Genomic DNA, 16,741 nt, shown 5'->3' with positions numbered 1-16,741 from the left:
TGATAGGAGCGCAAAGAAATGGTGCAAAAGAGAAATCATTTTCTCCCTTACTCATTGCCGTTAATCGGTAAGGAAGAAATTCAGGAGGTTACAGAAACGCTTGAATCGGGATGGCTCTCTAAAGGCCCGAAGGTTCAGCAGTTTGAAAAAGAGTTTGCCGCGTTTGTCGGGGCGAAGCACGCCGTGGCGGTGAATTCATGTACCGCAGCTTTATTTTTGGCTTTGAAAGCAAAAGGGATCGGGCCCGGGGACGAGGTCATTACCTCTCCGCTTACGTTCAGCTCGACCGCCAATACGATTATTCATACAGGAGCGACGCCTGTGTTTGCGGATATTGACGAAAACACGCTCAATATTGACCCGGTAAAGCTTGAGGCGGCCGTCACACCGCAAACGAAAGCAGTTGTGCCCGTCCACTTTGGCGGGCAGTCCTGCGATATGGATGCAATATTGGCTATTGCCCAAAATCATGGTTTATTCGTGCTGGAGGATGCGGCACATGCGGTATATACGACTTATAAGCAAAGAATGATCGGTTCTATCGGGGATGCAACGGCATTCAGCTTTTACGCCACCAAAAACCTCGCGACAGGGGAAGGCGGCATGCTGACGACTGATGATGAGGAGCTTGCCGATAAGATCCGGGTGCTAAGCCTTCACGGCATGAGTAAAGCCGCATGGAACCGTTATTCTTCAAATGGCAGCTGGTACTATGAAGTCGAATCGCCCGGCTATAAGATGAATATGTTTGATTTGCAGGCGGCCCTCGGACTTCATCAGCTGAAACGGCTGGATGATATGCAGAAACGGAGAGAAGAGATTGCCGGCCGCTATCAAACCGCTTTTCAGCAGATTCCTGGGCTGATCACGCCGTTTGTCCATGATGACGGCAGGCACGCCTGGCATCTATATGTTCTGCAAGTTGATGACAAAAAGGCCGGGGTTACGCGCAGCGAAATGATTACGGCTTTAAAGGATAAATACAATATCGGCACTAGCGTTCATTTTATTCCAGTACACATTCATCCGTATTATCAAAAGCAATTTGGATATAAGGAAGCGGACTTTCCGAATGCCATGAATTACTATAAACGAACCCTTTCTCTCCCGCTCTATCCATCAATGTCTGACGACGATGTAGATGATGTCATTGAAGCTGTGCGGGATATCGTAAAAGGGGCTGATTAAGTGTATACGGTAAAAGAAAATGTCTCCAAAGAGTTGATTGAGGAATTTCTCCAAAGCCGACAGCTTACACTGGATGTTCCGTATCAATTTTCCCTCGGCCTTTTTGAAAACAGCAGGCTCCAAGGCGTATTGCTTTACGAAGATTCTTTGTGGGAAAGCAAGGTGCTTCAGAAGAAAGTCATGAACGTCAAACTTCTTGCGGCAAATAGTACCGGGCAGCTAAAGAGGCTGTTTGAAGCTTTTTATACTGTACGCCAAATGGATGAAACGGATTTTATCTTTGTCCGCGTTCCGGCTGAAGATATCGGAGCCGCGCATGTGATACAGCAGCAGCCATCCTCTTACTTTGTCGGGAGTTTGCTGAAGCTGGCGATGCCTCCGTCTTTTTATGACAAAACACCGCCATTTTTTGAACTGGGCCCGCCTGAGCCCGGGGACACAGAAGCGATATGTGAGCTGGCCCGAGACTCGTTTACAAAAAGCAGATATTTTCAGGATCCTCATCTCAGCCGCGATGCAGCAAACAAAATATTTCAGGAGTGGACACGAAACAATCTGAATGGAAGGGCGGCGGTCAATATTGTCGCTAAACACAATGGCGAGGTCATCGGCTATCTTCAGGGCTTATCAAGAGATGATGAATGCATTCTCGATTTGATGGCTGTAAAGCCGGGATTTGAAGGAAAACGTATTGCATTTCATTTATTGGCGAATCTCATAGAACAACCGGAGACCCAGAAGCATAGAACGGTAACAGCGGGGACGCAGCTTCACAATGTAAGGGCGATCCGCCTTTATGAACGAATGGGCTTCACCGCTGAACAATCGTATTACTATTATCATATTTGGCCGGGCAAGGAGGCGAAATAATGGCAGCGTTTCAGATCGCGAATAAAACTGTAGGCAAAGACGCTCCTGTTTTTATTATTGCTGAGGCGGGGATTAATCATGACGGGAAGCTTGATCAGGCTTTTGCGCTGATAGACGCCGCGGCGGAAGCGGGAGCGGATGCCGTGAAATTTCAAATGTTCCAAGCTGATAGGATGTACCAGAAAGATCCTGGTTTGTACAAGACGGCAGCGGGCAAGGACGTCTCTATTTTTTCTTTGGTTCAATCTATGGAAATGCCTGCTGAGTGGATTTTACCGCTATTGGATTACTGCCGCGAAAAGCAGGTGATCTTTTTAAGTACGGTATGTGACGAGGGGTCAGCTGATCTGCTTCAGTCTACCTCGCCGAGCGCTTTTAAAATCGCATCCTATGAAATTAACCATCTCCCGCTGCTCAAATATGTCGCCCGGCTGAACAGGCCGATGATTTTCTCGACAGCCGGAGCTGAAATCTCTGATGTTCACGAAGCTTGGCGCACCATCAGGGCAGAGGGAAACAATCAAATTGCCATAATGCATTGTGTGGCGAAATACCCAGCACCGCCGGAGTACAGCAACCTCAGCGTCATTCCGATGCTTGCCGCCGCTTTTCCTGAAGCGGTCATCGGCTTCTCCGATCATAGCGAGCATCCGACAGAAGCGCCGTGTGCCGCGGTTCGGCTCGGAGCAAAACTGATAGAAAAGCATTTTACGATCGATAAAGATCTGCCGGGTGCCGACCACTCGTTTGCATTAAATCCGGATGAATTGAAAGAAATGGTCGATGGCATCAGGAAAACGGAAGCTGAGCTGAAACAGGGGATCACAAAGCCGGTCTCTGAAAAACTGCTTGGCAGTTCATACAAAACAACAACCTCCATCGAAGGAGAAATCAGAAATTTTGCATACAGAGGCATTTTTACAACAGCTCCGATTCAAAAAGGTGAAGCCTTTAGTGAAGACAATATCGCAGTGCTTCGGCCCGGACAAAAGCCGCAGGGGCTGCACCCGAGATTTTTTGAACTGCTGACCAGCGGTGTTCGGGCTGTAAGAGACATTCCAGCCGACACAGGCATTGTCTGGGATGACATTTTACTGAAGGACAGCCCGTTTCATGAATGATATTCTCTTTATCATTCAAGCAAGAATGGGTTCAACAAGGCTTCCGGGAAAAGTGCTTCGGCCGCTCGGATCGAATCGTTTACTTGATATTCTCGTTCACCGTGTCCGGCAAAGCGCGTTTTACCAAAAGGATCGGGATAATCTTGTCATCGCCACGTCTGACAAAGAAACTGACGACATATTAGAGGCGCACTGTATCAAACAAGGCTTTCGTGTTTTCCGCGGGAGCGAAGAACGTGTCCTCGATAGGTTTGTGAAGGTCATAGAAGCTGTTAAACCGTCAGTCATCATCCGGTTAACGGGTGATAATCCGTTTGTCGATCCTGAGCTGCTCGATGTAATGATTAAGGCGCATTTTGATCAAGGATCGGATTATACGTATATCCTGAATGCGCCATTAGGGATTTGCGGCGAAGTGGTCAACGCCAACCTGTTAATTGACATCAGCCGTATTCAGAATATGGAGGATCAATATCAGGAGCATGTCACGTTATATATAAGGAATCATCCAGCTCTTTATCGTGTTCAGTTTTTAGAGGCGCCGGAACGATTTCGCGCCCCTCAATATCGGCTGACCATTGATACAAAGGAAGACTATGAATCGATAAAGGCCCTCTATCAAAAAGCAGGCGAGCGCCCCGATGTATCCGCCTCAGAGCTTATCACCCTTCTGAACCGGAATCCCGATGCGGCAACCGAACGAGAGGCTGACTAGCCATGCATGTTGGGATCTTCGCAGACGGCGGCTATGAAAAGGGAATGGGCCATGTTGTCCGGATGAAGAGACTTGCGGAAGAACTCAAACAGAGCTGCTTGATTACGTTTTACACGAATCAGGAGTCTGAAGCGTTTCTTCATGAAGAGCATTGGCGTGTCATCGTAAAGCCGGAGCTGCAGCAGCACGAATTTATTCTCCGGGAAATAAAAAGCAAGAAGCTTGATTTGCTTTTGTTTGATATTCTAGGCGCGCCTGCAGAGCTGTTAAAGAAAATAAAGACGGAGACAGATGCGAAAATTGTTCTTTTTGAAGAGAAAAACGGTAAATCGATTCAATATAGTGACGCAGTCATTAACGGAATTTACGGTCACATCAGAAGCAGGGTGTACGTTCAGGGAAACACACGCATCTATGAAGGTCCGGACTATCTTATTCTTCACCCCGCCTTTCAGGCCGCTAGAGAGGATTACACACTTAAGAAAGACTGCCGCAATATCCTTGTTGCATTAGGAGGAAGTGATCCGAAGCAGCTTATTTTTAAAGTGCTGGCTGCCGCTGATCAAGTCCCCGACATAAAAGACAAAAACATGATGTTTGTAATGGGGAGCGCTTCACCGCATCAAGAGGCAGTCCGAAGGCGGATCGAAAAGAAGCCGCAGTACAAGATGATCGAACAGACAAATGATATGGCAGGTTTGATGAAACAAGCGGACGCAGCCATTGTCGCCGGCGGCATCTCTCTATATGAAGCCATTTGCATCGGCGTGCCGTGCCTTGTTCTTTCTCAGGTTGAGCATCAAACGGCAACAGCAAAAACATTTGCTGGCCAAGGCGCCGCTCTTGATCTTGGATTGGGTGAGCTTGTACCGGATGAAACACTCATCTATCAGATGTCACGCATTATGAGCAGCTATCCTCTTCGCCTTTCTTTGCACAAGGGAGGAAGGCCGCTCGTGGATGGCAAAGGCATTATACGGGTAACAGCTATTCTTCAAGATTTATATGAACAAGAGATATAAAAATGCATGTAAGGAAGTGTTAATGTGAAAGGTGTTATTTTAGCCGGAGGAAACGGCTCACGCCTTATGCCCTTAACGAAAGCCGTCAACAAGCATTTGCTTCCTGTAGGCCCGTATCCGATGATATACTGGTCGATTATGAAGCTGGAGGAAGCCGGAATAAAAGACATTTTACTCATCAGCCAAAAGGAGCATATGCCGCAATTTTACAAACTGCTTGGGAACGGGGAAGAGCTTGGCGTTACTATCACTTATCAAGTACAGCCGGCAGCATCGGGCATTTCGGATGGGCTGTCTTATGCAAAGCGCTTTACGAAAAAAGAGTCTTTCATTTTATTATTAGGTGATAATATATTTGAAGATTCATTAAAGCCTTATACAGAACGCTTTGAACAGCAGGGGAAAGGAGCAAAAGTGCTTCTGAAAGAAGTTGATGACCCGGAACGTTTCGGGATTGCTGAGATTGATGAGAAAAACAAGCGGATTCGTTCCATCATCGAAAAGCCCGAACAGCCACCGACCAACCTTTGTGTTACCGGCATTTATATGTATGATGCAGAGGTGTTTTCGTATATTGAACAAATATCACCATCAAAGCGCGGCGAGCTGGAAATCACCGATGTGAATAATCTATACATCGAAAACAGCCAGCTTACGTATGATGTGTTATCAGGCTGGTGGGTAGATGCCGGAACTCACGAATCGCTTTATCTCGCTTCCCAGCTTGTACACCAGGCTTTACGGAAAGGACAGGACGAAAAGTGATGGCAAAATCATATTTAATTACAGGCGGGGCCGGCTTCATCGGGCTCACGTTTACAAAGCTCATGCTGAGGGAAACGGATGCGCGCATTACCGTTTTAGATAAACTGACGTACGCCAGCCACCCGGAGGAAATGGAAAAATTACAGCAAAACAGCCGTTTTCGCTTTGTAAAAGGGGACATCAGCGTTCAGGAGGATATCGACCGGGCGTTTGACGAGACCTACGACGGCGTCATTCACTTCGCAGCAGAATCGCATGTGGACAGAAGCATTTCCCAAGCGGAGCCGTTTATCACCACAAATGTCATGGGGACTTACCGATTGGCGGAAGCGGTCTTGAAAGGAAAAGCCAAGAAGCTGATTCATATTTCAACAGATGAGGTGTACGGGGATTTAAAAGCGGATGATCCCGCGTTTACAGAAACGACGCCGCTTTCTCCTAATAATCCATACTCAGCCAGCAAAGCAAGCTCAGATTTGCTCGTGTTGTCTTATGTGAAAACCCACAAGCTTCCGGCCATCATTACACGATGCAGCAACAATTACGGACCTTATCAGCACAGCGAAAAAATGATTCCGACGATTATCCGTCATGCGAAGCAGGGCCTGCCTGTTCCGCTGTATGGCGATGGACTCCAGATCCGAGACTGGCTGTTTGCGGAGGATCATTGCCGCGCAATCAAACTGATTTTAGAAAAAGGAACCGACGGCGAGGTGTATAACATCGGCGGCGGAAATGAACGCACGAATAAAGAGCTGGCGAGTGTCATTTTGAAGCATCTGGGCTGTGAGGAATTGTTCGCCCACGTGGAAGACCGAAAAGGGCATGACCGGCGCTATGCGATCAATGCATCTAAGCTGAAAAATGAACTGGGCTGGCGGCAGGAAGTGACGTTTGAAGAAGGCATTGCGCGTACGATTCAGTGGTATACAGACAATGACCGATGAGAAGGTGATCTGATTGACAAAGGTATTGGTAACTGGGGCGGGAGGACAGCTTGGCTTGGAACTATGCCGCCAGCTGAAGCAAGCCGGATATGAGGTCATTGCGTTAACAAAGAAGATGATGAACATTGCTGACCAGCGCTCAGTACGGCATTCGTTTGGCCATTATCAGCCGGATATCGTGGTCAATAGCGCCGCGTTTACGTCGGTTGATCAATGCGAGAAAGAGCTTGATAAAGCGTACTTGGTTAACGGAATCGGCGCTTATTATACAGCGCTTGAGTCAACCCGCATCGGTGCTCAATATGTTCATATCAGCACGGACTATGTATTCAATGGGAAAGGAACCCAGCCATACAGGGAAGACGATCCCCTCGATCCGAAAACCATTTATGGTAAAAGCAAAAGGCTTGGAGAAGAACTGATACGATTAACGACAAAAGACAGCACGATCATCAGAACATCGTGGGTGTACGGACATGGCGGCAATAATTTCGTTGAAACCATGCTGAAGCTTGCTGAAACGAAACAAGAGCTTCGGGTTGTCAGCGATCAAATTGGTTCGCCGACTTATACGAAGGATTTAGCAGAAGCGGTCATCAAGCTGTTCAGCCATCCGCGGGGCATCTATCATGTCAGCAATTCAGGCATATGCAGCTGGTATGAGTTTGCGACGGCAATTATGGAAGAAAGCGGGCTGGAAACAGCCATTTTGCCTGTAACGACAGAGGAATACGGGAACAAAACGCCCCGCCCGGCATACTCTGTGCTGAGCCATCGGGCTATTGAAGAAGCCGGCATCCGCCCCCGCCACTGGCGGGAAGCGTTACGAGAGTATTTGCAGGAAAGGAGCAGTGCGTGTGATTGATGGAGTCAAGGTGAAAAAATTGATGAAGCATAGCGATGACAGAGGCTTTTTTGCTGAGCTGGTCCGGGACGATGAGAATCTCCTTGAGCATTTTGGGCAGGCCTCTTGGTCGAAAAGCTATCCGGGTGTGATTAAGGCATTTCATTATCATGAGAAGCAGGATGATCTCTGGTTCTTCCCAACCGGCCACGCTCAGGTTGTCCTATACGATCTTCGAGAGGATTCAAAGACAAAAGGAGAAACGGACGTCTATTATATGGGCGAAGACAACCCGATGCTGTTATTAATCCCAAAAGGGGTGGCTCACGGATATAGAGTGCTGGGAGAGACGCCGCTGACAATTATCTATTTTACCACCATGTCGTATAACCCGGATCAGCCTGATGAAAAAAGAATTCCGTGGAATGATGAGACGATCGGTTTTAACTGGAACACTGAATTCAGATAAAAATAGGAACGTGATCAATCGAAGAGCAGAGGCATCTTCGACTTTTTTTGCCCTTTTTTAAAATAGGATAAAAGATAGAAAATGTCGGGCGGATGTTACTAGAAAAAGAGAGAGAAATCGTCCATTTGAACCTTGTATAAACAGGAAGGAATTCTCATTGAATTCCAAGTGTTAATATTCCTTAAAAAACATTTACTTCCATGGAAAATGATGATAGATTAATTTTTAAGAAAAAGAACTGGTAATTCGCGAATTATGAAAAAGCGCTTTTTCTGCAGAGGACGCTCTGGCCAAATTTCAACAATCAATTAGGGGGAAATGTCATGCTAAAAAGAACTTCATTCGTATCTTCATTATTCATCAGTTCAGCTGTTTTACTATCAATCTTACTTCCTTCGGGCCAAGCTCATGCACAGTCTGCATCAATCGAGGCAAAAACAATTAACAGCACGAAAGAGTGGACCACTTCTGATATTGAAGTGACATATAAACCAAATGCGGTGCTTTCTCTCGGAGCGGTAGAATTTCAATTTCCTGACGGGTTTCATGCTACGACAAGAGATTCAGTGAATGGAAGAACACTGAAAGAAACACAGATTTTAAACGATGGAAAAACAGTCAGACTCCCGCTTACGCTTGATTTGTTAGGCGCATCCGAATTTGACCTCGTCATGGTGCGTAAAACTCTTCCTCGCGCAGGCACTTACACGATTAAAGGCGATGTAGTAAACGGTTTGGGAATCGGCAGTTTTTATGCTGAAACGCAGCTGGTGATTGATCCCCGTTAATCGATAGATTTGTAGTCAGAGACTGAGATGTTTTCAGTCTCTTTTTTTGTGGATTCAAAAGCTGGTATGGATCTTGCATGATGATAAGGGTGAATCCGATGCAGAAAGGAATTGGCGGGCTGATTTTTTAAAGCGCTTACATTACAACCGGCCAAAAAAACAATGAGGTGAAAAAGATGTCAGCAAAGCAAGTCTCGAAAGATGAAGAAAAAGAAGCTCTTAACTTATTTCTGTCTACCCAAACAATCATTAAGGAAGCCCTTCGGAAGCTGGGTTATCCGGGAGATATGTATGAACTCATGAAAGAGCCGCAGAGAATGCTCACTGTCCGCATTCCGGTCAAAATGGACAATGGGAGCGTCAAAGTGTTCACAGGCTACCGGTCACAGCACAATGATGCTGTCGGTCCGACAAAGGGGGGCGTTCGCTTCCATCCAGAAGTTAATGAAGAGGAAGTAAAGGCATTATCCATTTGGATGACGCTCAAATGCGGGATTGCCAATCTTCCTTACGGCGGCGGGAAGGGCGGTATTATTTGTGATCCGCGGACAATGTCATTTGGAGAACTGGAAAAGCTGAGCAGGGGGTATGTCCGTGCCATCAGCCAGATCGTCGGTCCGACAAAGGATATTCCAGCTCCAGATGTATACACAAATTCGCAGATTATGGCGTGGATGATGGATGAGTACAGCCGGCTGCGGGAATTCGATTCTCCGGGCTTTATTACAGGTAAACCGCTTGTTTTGGGAGGATCGCAAGGACGGGAAACAGCGACGGCACAGGGCGTCACGATTTGTATTGAAGAGGCGGTGAAGAAAAAAGGGATCAAGCTGCAAAACGCGCGCATCATCATACAGGGCTTTGGAAACGCGGGTAGCTTCCTGGCCAAATTCATGCACGATGCGGGCGCGAAGGTGATCGGGATTTCTGATGCCAATGGCGGGCTCTACAACCCAGACGGCCTTGATATCCCTTATTTGCTCGATAAACGGGACAGCTTTGGTATGGTCACCAATTTATTTACTGACGTCATCACAAATGAGGAGCTGCTTGAAAAGGATTGCGATATTTTAGTGCCTGCCGCGATCTCCAATCAAATCACAGCCAAAAACGCACATAACATTCAGGCGTCAATTGTTGTCGAAGCAGCGAACGGCCCGACAACCATTGATGCCACTAAGATCCTGAATGAAAGAGACGTGCTGCTTGTGCCGGATATCCTGGCGAGTGCCGGCGGCGTCACGGTTTCTTATTTTGAATGGGTGCAAAACAACCAAGGATATTATTGGTCAGAAGAAGAGGTTGCAGAAAAACTGAGAAACGTCATGGTCAGCTCGTTCGAAACAATTTATCAAACAGCGGCAACACATAAAGTGGATATGCGTTTGGCGGCTTACATGACGGGCATCAGAAAATCGGCAGAAGCATCGAGATTCCGCGGATGGGTGTAATTTGAGAAGCCTCCGCAAAATCATTTTGCATTTGTTTTTTGCGTAAAGAGCAAAAATCGCAAAATAAATTTGCGTTCAAGATCGGAAAAAGAGAAAGGTGATCACCTGTTAGACAAATTTCTGTTCGATTCAACAAGTTTTTTCAGCAAAAGACAAGAAAATGGCATGATTCTTGCATTTTTATTCATATGCGAAGATATATTTCATAACACGAGGGGGACTACATATGACAGTCACATACGCGCACGAACCATTTACCGATTTTACGGAAGCAAAGAATAAAACTGCATTTGGGGAGTCATTGGCCTTTGTAAACACTCAGCTCGGCAAGCATTATCCGCTTGTCATAAATGGAGAAAAAATTGAAACGGACCGCAAAATCATTTCTATTAATCCGGCAAATAAAGAAGAGATCATTGGGTACGCGTCTACAGCGGATCAAGAGCTTGCCGAAAAAGCGATGCAAGCCGCATTGCAGGCATTTGATTCCTGGAAAAAACAAAGACCGGAGCACCGCGCGAATATTCTCTTTAAGGCAGCGGCTATTTTGCGCAGAAGAAAGCATGAATTTTCAAGCTATCTTGTGAAGGAAGCGGGAAAACCGTGGAAGGAAGCAGATGCGGACACGGCTGAAGCGATAGACTTTTTAGAGTTCTACGCGCGCCAAATGTTAAAGCTCAAGGAAGGGGCTCCGGTGAAGAGCCGTGCTGGCGAGGTCAATCAATATCATTACGAAGCGCTTGGCGTCGGCATCGTCATTTCTCCATTTAACTTCCCGCTTGCGATTATGGCGGGAACAGCGGCGGCAGCGATTGTGACAGGAAATACGATTCTCTTAAAACCGGCTGACGCAGCCCCGGTAGTGGCAGCAAAATTTGTCGAGGTCATGGAGGAAGCGGGTCTGCCAAACGGCGTTCTGAATTACATTCCGGGAGATGGAGCGGAGATCGGTGATTTCTTAGTTGAGCATCCGAAAACACGGTTTGTCTCATTTACAGGTTCCCGTGCAGTCGGCTGCCGGATTTATGAGCGAGCCGCCAAAGTGCAGCCGGGCCAAAAATGGCTCAAACGGGTAATTGCAGAAATGGGCGGAAAAGACACAGTGCTTGTCGACAAGGACGCTGATCTTGACCTTGCTGCATCCTCTATCGTGTATTCAGCCTTTGGATATTCAGGACAGAAGTGTTCTGCGGGATCCCGCGCGGTCATTCATCAGGATGTTTATGATGAAGTGGTGGAAAAAGCTGTGGCGCTGACCAAAACGCTGACTGTCGGCAATCCAGAAGATCCTGATACGTATATGGGTCCCGTGATTCATGAAGCATCCTACAACAAAGTGATGAAATACATTGAAATCGGCAAATCTGAAGGCAAGCTATTGGCCGGCGGAGAAGGCGATGATTCAAAAGGCTACTTTATTCAGCCGACGATCTTTGCAGATGTTGATGAAAACGCCCGCTTGATGCAGGAAGAAATTTTCGGTCCGGTTGTTGCGATTTGCAAAGCGCGTGATTTCGATCATATGCTGGAGATTGCCAATAACACGGAATACGGATTAACAGGTGCGCTTCTGACGAAAAACCGTGCGCACATTGAACGGGCACGCGAGGATTTCCATGTCGGAAACCTATATTTTAACAGAGGATGTACCGGAGCAATTGTCGGCTATCAGCCGTTCGGCGGTTTTAATATGTCAGGAACAGACTCAAAAGCAGGCGGTCCCGATTACTTAATTCTTCATATGCAAGCCAAAACAACGTCCGAAGCTTTTTGATAGCTTTTTGATTTGAGAGAAATAAAATCGTGCGATTCTTTAGCGGATCGCACGATTTCAACTTTTTGATCAGGAGGACAATTTATGCAGTATACAAAAATCAGTCACATGAATCCGGCTGAAAGAGTGGAGGCGCTGACAGCATCTCTGGTCAGCCTCAGCAGCGTGAACGGCACCGTTGGAGAAGGGACAAAAGCAGATTTCATCAAAGAAGTGATCACGAGCTATCCTTATTTTCAGGAAAACCCCAGTCATGTGTGGGAACAGGCCATTCCCAATGACCCATACAATCGCAAAAATATTTTTGCGTTTATTAAAGGACATGGAGAAAGCCGTAATACAGTCATTTACCATGCCCATCTGGATACAGTTGGAATCGAAGATTTCGGCCCTTTAAAGGATATCGCTTTTGATTGTGAGAAATTGGCCGAGTATTTCAGCCGCTATGAGTTCGATCAGGATGTTCAGCGGGATGCCAAATCAGGCGAGTGGATGTTCGGAAGAGGATCTGTCGATATGCAAAGCGGCATCGCCGTGCATTTAGCCAATCTCCTGCATTTTTCGGAGAACCTTGAGACGTTGCCGGGAAATGTATTGTTTATGGCCAATCCCGATGAGGAGAGCCAGCATTCGGGCATTCTTGCCAGCATTTCAGAGCTGAACCGGCTAAAAAAAGAAAAACAGCTTCACTATTTGGCTGCTATTAATACGGATTTTATTACCCCGCTTTACGATGGTGATCAGACAAGATATATCTATACCGGAGCCGCGGGAAAACTGCTGCCTTGCTTTTACATTTACGGGCGTGAAGTCCATGTTGGCGATACACTGGCAGGGATTGACCCAAATTTAATTTCATCTGAAATCACAAGCCGTCTTCACAATAACATCCATCTGGCAGAAAAGGTTGAAGGGGAGTTGGTTCTGCCCCCATCCTGTTTGTATCAGCGTGATAACAAGGAATCCTATAATGTGCAAACGGCTGTCAGTACCAGCTTGTATTTCAATTGTTTTATTTATGAAAGAACAGCAAAAGAAATGATGGATTTGCTTATTGAAGTCACTGAGGAAGCATGCCGAGAGACAGAACAAAAATTATCAGATTATTATGAAGAATATACAAAAAGAGCCAACCTGCCAAAGAAACATTTATCATGGGACATTCAAGTGTATAGCCTGGAGCAATACTTAGAAAAGCTGAGAAACCGGGGGATAGATCCCGAGCAGTGTATCGAGCAGACATTCAAAGCCAACGAGCACCTTGAACTTCGCATGAGATGCTTTCAGGCAATCGAAGAGCTTCAAAAGCTTGACCCCGATCAAGGCGCAAAAGTCATTCTATTTTACGCACCTCCTTACCTGCCGCATAACTATTTGAAAGAAGATAGCGCAAGAGATCAGCTTTTGCAGCATGTGATTAAAGAAGCGGCTGACAAAACCGCTGAATCGACAGGCGAAACATTTGTCTTCAAAAAGTTTTTCCCCTACTTGGCAGACGGCAGTTTTTTATCACTGCACGAAACCGATGGCGAAATTGATTCTTTTATCAGGAACTTCCCTGGGTGGAATATGATTGGGACCATTCCGTTCAAAGATATACGCAAGCTGAATATTCCATCCATTAATATGGGTGTGTACGGAAAAGACGGCCATAAATGGACAGAACGAGTCTATAAACCGTACACATTTCATGTATTGCCTCTCCTCATACAGCAAACCACCGTTCACCTTTTGCAAAGCTACCGGATGACCATCACGGCAAAAGAACCAAAGGGGGAAGGATGATGCAGAATCATAAAAATGAATTGCAGCGCAGCATGAAAAGCAGGCATTTGTTTATGATTGCTTTGGGAGGGGTGATTGGCACTGGGCTGTTTCTAGGCTCTGGCTTTACCATTAGCCAGGCGGGACCGCTCGGCGCCATTGCCGCGTATATCATCGGCGGATTTTTAATGTATCTCGTCATGCTTTGTTTAGGAGAATTGGCTGTTGCCATGCCGGTGGCCGGATCGTTTCAGGCCTACGCCACTAAATTTCTGGGACCGTCGACAGGCTTTATGATTGGCTGGCTGTATTGGTTCAGCTGGGCGAATACAGTGGGGTTAGAGCTGACGTCAGCAGGCATTTTGATGCAAAGGTGGCTGCCCTCCGTTCCGATCTGGATATGGTGCCTCGTGTTCGGCATCGTCATCTTTTTGATTAATGCGCTCTCTGTCAGAAGCTTTGCGGAAATGGAATTTTGGTTTTCAAGCATCAAAGTGGCGGCGATCATATTATTTATTGTGATTGGCGGAGCCGCTGTGTTTGGCTTGATTGACTTTAAAGGCGGACAGGAAACACCCTTTTTGTCTAACTTTATGACTGATAGAGGGCTTTTCCCTAATGGGGTGCTGGCCGTTATGTTTACGCTGGTCATGGTAAACTTCTCGTTCCAAGGAACGGAGCTTGTCGGCATTGCGGCAGGGGAAAGTGAAAGCCCGGAAAAAACACTGCCAAAGTCCATTCGAAATGTTATTTGGCGCACGCTGTTTTTCTTTGTGCTCGCTATGTTCGTCTTGGTTGCCATCCTTCCGTACAAAACGGCGGGGGTGATTGAAAGCCCATTTGTAGCGGTACTCGATCAAATCGGCATCCCATTTTCGGCAGATATCATGAACTTTGTCATCTTAACAGCCATTTTATCTGTTGCTAATTCGGGATTGTATGCGGCGTCGCGTATGATGTGGTCACTTTCATCAAATCAAATGGGTCCATCCTTTCTCACCAGACTGACAAAACAAGGCGTGCCGATGAATGCTCTGCTGATTACGCTAGGCATTTCAGGCTGTTCGCTGCTGACAAGTGTCATGGCCGCAGAAACAGTGTATTTATGGTGTATCTCAATCTCGGGCATGGTCACAGTTGTCGCATGGATGTCCATTTGTGCGTCGCAATTTTTCTTTCGCAGACGTTTCCTGGCAGAAGGCGGAAATGTGAATGATCTGGAGTTCAGAACGCCGCTTTATCCGCTAGTCCCGATTCTCGGATTTTGTTTATATGGCTGCGTGTTGATCAGCCTTATTTTCATTCCGGATCAAAGAATTGGCTTATACTGCGGTGTGCCGATCATTATTTTCTGTTATGCATACTATCATCTAAGCATCAAAAAGCGTATAAATCATGAACCGATTGAAAAAAAGCAGACAGAGGCGCAATAGAAAAAGCTCTCCGGGAGGCCGGAGAGCTTTTTTTACGCATTACATCCTCATGTATTTTTAGAATGAAATATAGAAATATATAATGGGGTTTAAATGAAAATAATAAAACTTATAAATATTTCGTTCGAATTGTAAATAGTGAAAAAACAATGCTAAACTATAATACAACTTTATGATAAGAAGATTATGGAAGAGGTGTTTGAGAAAGAATGAACAGCAATCAAAACAATGACATCAAAACAAAACATCATTTTCCGTTATTGTTGGCACTGGCTTTAACGATGGGGGTATTTGCAGCCGGATCTGAAGAGCTTGTGATCTCACCGCTGCTGCCGGATTTAGCAAAAGCCTTCAGCTCAGATGTCAGCGTCCTTGCATTATCTATCAGTATTTACGGCGTTATGATTTTTATCGGTGCGCCGCTTTTGGTTCCATTAGGCGATAAATACTCCAGAGAACTGAGCTTATTGGCCGGGCTTATGATCTTTATCATAGGAACGGTGATATGCGCTTTAGCTCAAAATATTTTTTTCTTCTTTTTAGGCCGGGCGCTTTCGGGATTGGCTGCGGGAGCGTTTGTTCCGACCGCTTACGCAGTTGTCGGTGATCGTGTTCCTTATACATACCGGGGCAAGGTGATGGGACTGATCGTTTCAAGCTGGTCGCTGGCGCTGATTTTCGGAGTGCCGCTCGGATCATTTATCGGCGGCGTCCTGCATTGGAGATGGACGTTTTGGATTTTCGCCTTGATGGGCGTTTTAGTTGTCCTGCTGATTCTCCTTGAAATGCGCCGCCATGCCCAACATAAAAACAGCGGCAAGGAAGAAATAGAAGAGCCGGCAGGAACATTCCGGGATGCGATGAAAGTCCCTCGTGTACCTGTTTATATCACGATAACTTTTTGTAATATGATTGGTTTTTACGGTATGTATTCCTTTTTAGGCACCTATCTTCAGGACGTTTTTACCGGAGGAAACACGGCTGCGGGCTTATTTATCATGATTTATGGAATCGGGTTTTCCATGAGTGTGATTACAGGAAAGATAGCCGACCGCATTGGAAAAATGCGCTCCCTTTTGATTGCGCTGGGGATCATCAGCGTTCTGCTGGCGTGTTTACCATATGCGCCGGCGTCTATGTTTCTGTTAATCACCAGCCTATTTATTTGGGGATTAATGCAAAGTTTGACGGTGACGCTGCTCAGCACCATTTTGAGTGACTGCTCAGAGCGTCATCGCGGAAAAGTCATGGTGTTTTACAGCCTCGCCTCGAATCTGGCCGTGACATTAGGTTCTGCTTTAATGGGACCCGTATATGTGGCATACGGCTATGCAGCTGTCGGATTGATTTGCGCCGCCATCACAGTCCTCGGATTTGTGCTCAGTGTATTCGCATATAAAAAGTACGGCAAACTTGAGCAGAAGGCCGATCAGTCCTTATCTCAATAAACAAAGTTTCTAAATTCCTATAATTAAAAACCCTTTATAAAGGGTTTTTTTGTTTGTATGGGAATAATTATCAATATTTTCAAAAAACATTGACAGTTCAATTTCCGCTGGATAAAATTTACTTAAAATTTTAAAAGATTGG

The 16,741-nt window shown here is 46.1% G+C and carries 15 protein-coding genes; all 15 read left to right on the top strand.

Annotated features, from left to right (window positions below; translation table 11 throughout):
* Positions 1-18: 18 nt before the first annotated feature.
* The 15 genes from ACZ07B_RS15955 to ACZ07B_RS15885 all read left to right on the top strand — a co-directional run bounded on the left by ACZ07B_RS15955 (position 19) and on the right by ACZ07B_RS15885 (position 16,599).
* Positions 19-1,188, top strand: coding sequence for a DegT/DnrJ/EryC1/StrS family aminotransferase (locus ACZ07B_RS15955; RefSeq protein WP_464877416.1), 1,170 nt, complete (start codon positions 19-21; stop codon positions 1,186-1,188).
* Positions 1,189-2,058 carry a GNAT family N-acetyltransferase gene (locus ACZ07B_RS15950; protein WP_014481248.1) on the top strand — a complete coding sequence of 290 codons (870 nt, stop codon included), beginning with the start codon at positions 1,189-1,191 and terminating at the stop codon, positions 2,056-2,058.
* Positions 2,058-3,179: an N-acetylneuraminate synthase family protein gene (locus ACZ07B_RS15945; RefSeq protein ID WP_031601100.1), complete on the top strand. Its 1,122-nt coding sequence runs from the start codon at positions 2,058-2,060 to the stop codon at positions 3,177-3,179. Before ACZ07B_RS15950 ends, ACZ07B_RS15945 begins: the two co-directional genes overlap by 1 nt.
* Positions 3,172-3,894, top strand: a complete 723-nt coding sequence (locus ACZ07B_RS15940) for a glycosyltransferase family protein (protein WP_014481245.1) — start codon at positions 3,172-3,174, stop codon at positions 3,892-3,894. Before ACZ07B_RS15945 ends, ACZ07B_RS15940 begins: the two co-directional genes overlap by 8 nt.
* A 2-nt stretch (positions 3,895-3,896) precedes the next feature.
* A complete protein-coding gene (locus ACZ07B_RS15935; RefSeq protein ID WP_217017245.1) occupies positions 3,897-4,916 on the top strand; it encodes a PseG/SpsG family protein in 1,020 nt (339 codons plus the stop codon).
* 24 nt (positions 4,917-4,940) lie between these two features.
* Positions 4,941-5,681: a sugar phosphate nucleotidyltransferase gene (locus ACZ07B_RS15930; protein ID WP_014478328.1), complete on the top strand. Its 741-nt coding sequence runs from the start codon at positions 4,941-4,943 to the stop codon at positions 5,679-5,681.
* Positions 5,681-6,628 carry a dTDP-glucose 4,6-dehydratase gene (rfbB, locus tag ACZ07B_RS15925; protein WP_024572044.1) on the top strand — a complete coding sequence of 316 codons (948 nt, stop codon included), beginning with the start codon at positions 5,681-5,683 and terminating at the stop codon, positions 6,626-6,628. The genes ACZ07B_RS15930 and rfbB overlap by 1 nt, the downstream gene beginning before the upstream one ends.
* A gap of 13 nt (positions 6,629-6,641) precedes the next feature.
* Positions 6,642-7,493 (top strand): dTDP-4-dehydrorhamnose reductase, encoded by an 852-nt coding sequence (gene rfbD / locus ACZ07B_RS15920; RefSeq protein ID WP_049140933.1) that lies wholly within the window; start codon positions 6,642-6,644, stop codon positions 7,491-7,493.
* The gene (locus ACZ07B_RS15915; RefSeq protein ID WP_014481242.1) at positions 7,486-7,941 is read left to right on the top strand and encodes a dTDP-4-dehydrorhamnose 3,5-epimerase family protein; all 456 of its coding nucleotides are present in this window, start codon (positions 7,486-7,488) and stop codon (positions 7,939-7,941) included. The genes rfbD and ACZ07B_RS15915 overlap by 8 nt, the downstream gene beginning before the upstream one ends.
* 323 nt (positions 7,942-8,264) lie before the next feature.
* Entirely contained in the window at positions 8,265-8,729 is a 465-nt protein-coding gene (gene bslB, locus ACZ07B_RS15910) for a biofilm surface layer hydrophobin BslB (protein ID WP_003227472.1), read from the top strand.
* Positions 8,730-8,905: 176 nt separating this feature from the next.
* Positions 8,906-10,180: a glutamate dehydrogenase gene (gene rocG, locus ACZ07B_RS15905; RefSeq protein WP_464877415.1), complete on the top strand. Its 1,275-nt coding sequence runs from the start codon at positions 8,906-8,908 to the stop codon at positions 10,178-10,180.
* Positions 10,181-10,406: 226 nt separating this feature from the next.
* Positions 10,407-11,954: an L-glutamate gamma-semialdehyde dehydrogenase gene (pruA, locus tag ACZ07B_RS15900; protein WP_086344447.1), complete on the top strand. Its 1,548-nt coding sequence runs from the start codon at positions 10,407-10,409 to the stop codon at positions 11,952-11,954.
* Between the two features lie 84 nt (positions 11,955-12,038).
* The gene (locus ACZ07B_RS15895; RefSeq protein WP_327845684.1) at positions 12,039-13,739 is read left to right on the top strand and encodes a M20 family metallopeptidase; all 1,701 of its coding nucleotides are present in this window, start codon (positions 12,039-12,041) and stop codon (positions 13,737-13,739) included.
* A complete protein-coding gene (locus tag ACZ07B_RS15890; protein WP_024571626.1) occupies positions 13,739-15,151 on the top strand; it encodes an amino acid permease in 1,413 nt (470 codons plus the stop codon). Before ACZ07B_RS15895 ends, ACZ07B_RS15890 begins: the two co-directional genes overlap by 1 nt.
* Positions 15,152-15,360: 209 nt before the next feature.
* Positions 15,361-16,599 (top strand): MFS transporter, encoded by a 1,239-nt coding sequence (locus ACZ07B_RS15885; protein ID WP_464877414.1) that lies wholly within the window; start codon positions 15,361-15,363, stop codon positions 16,597-16,599.
* The last annotated feature ends 142 nt before the right edge of the window (positions 16,600-16,741 follow it).

The organism is Bacillus sp. 9.4 (genome assembly GCF_055486415.1).
This window is presented reverse-complemented; position numbering and strand designations above follow the sequence as displayed.

Bases quoted from the DNA above. Each gene is read 5' to 3' on its own strand.
- ACZ07B_RS15955 (WP_464877416.1), top strand. From the start codon at position 19: ATGGTGCAAAAGAGAAATCATTTTCTCCCTTACTCATTGCCGTTAATC.
- ACZ07B_RS15945 (WP_031601100.1), top strand. From the start codon at position 2,058: ATGGCAGCGTTTCAGATCGCGAATAAAACTGTAGGCAAAGACGCTCCT.
- ACZ07B_RS15940 (WP_014481245.1), top strand. From the start codon at position 3,172: ATGAATGATATTCTCTTTATCATTCAAGCAAGAATGGGTTCAACAAGG.
- ACZ07B_RS15935 (WP_217017245.1), top strand. From the start codon at position 3,897: ATGCATGTTGGGATCTTCGCAGACGGCGGCTATGAAAAGGGAATGGGC.
- rfbB (WP_024572044.1), top strand. From the start codon at position 5,681: ATGGCAAAATCATATTTAATTACAGGCGGGGCCGGCTTCATCGGGCTC.
- bslB (WP_003227472.1), top strand. From the start codon at position 8,265: ATGCTAAAAAGAACTTCATTCGTATCTTCATTATTCATCAGTTCAGCT.
- rocG (WP_464877415.1), top strand. From the start codon at position 8,906: ATGTCAGCAAAGCAAGTCTCGAAAGATGAAGAAAAAGAAGCTCTTAAC.
- pruA (WP_086344447.1), top strand. From the start codon at position 10,407: ATGACAGTCACATACGCGCACGAACCATTTACCGATTTTACGGAAGCA.
- ACZ07B_RS15895 (WP_327845684.1), top strand. From the start codon at position 12,039: ATGCAGTATACAAAAATCAGTCACATGAATCCGGCTGAAAGAGTGGAG.
- ACZ07B_RS15890 (WP_024571626.1), top strand. From the start codon at position 13,739: ATGCAGAATCATAAAAATGAATTGCAGCGCAGCATGAAAAGCAGGCAT.
- ACZ07B_RS15885 (WP_464877414.1), top strand. From the start codon at position 15,361: ATGAACAGCAATCAAAACAATGACATCAAAACAAAACATCATTTTCCG.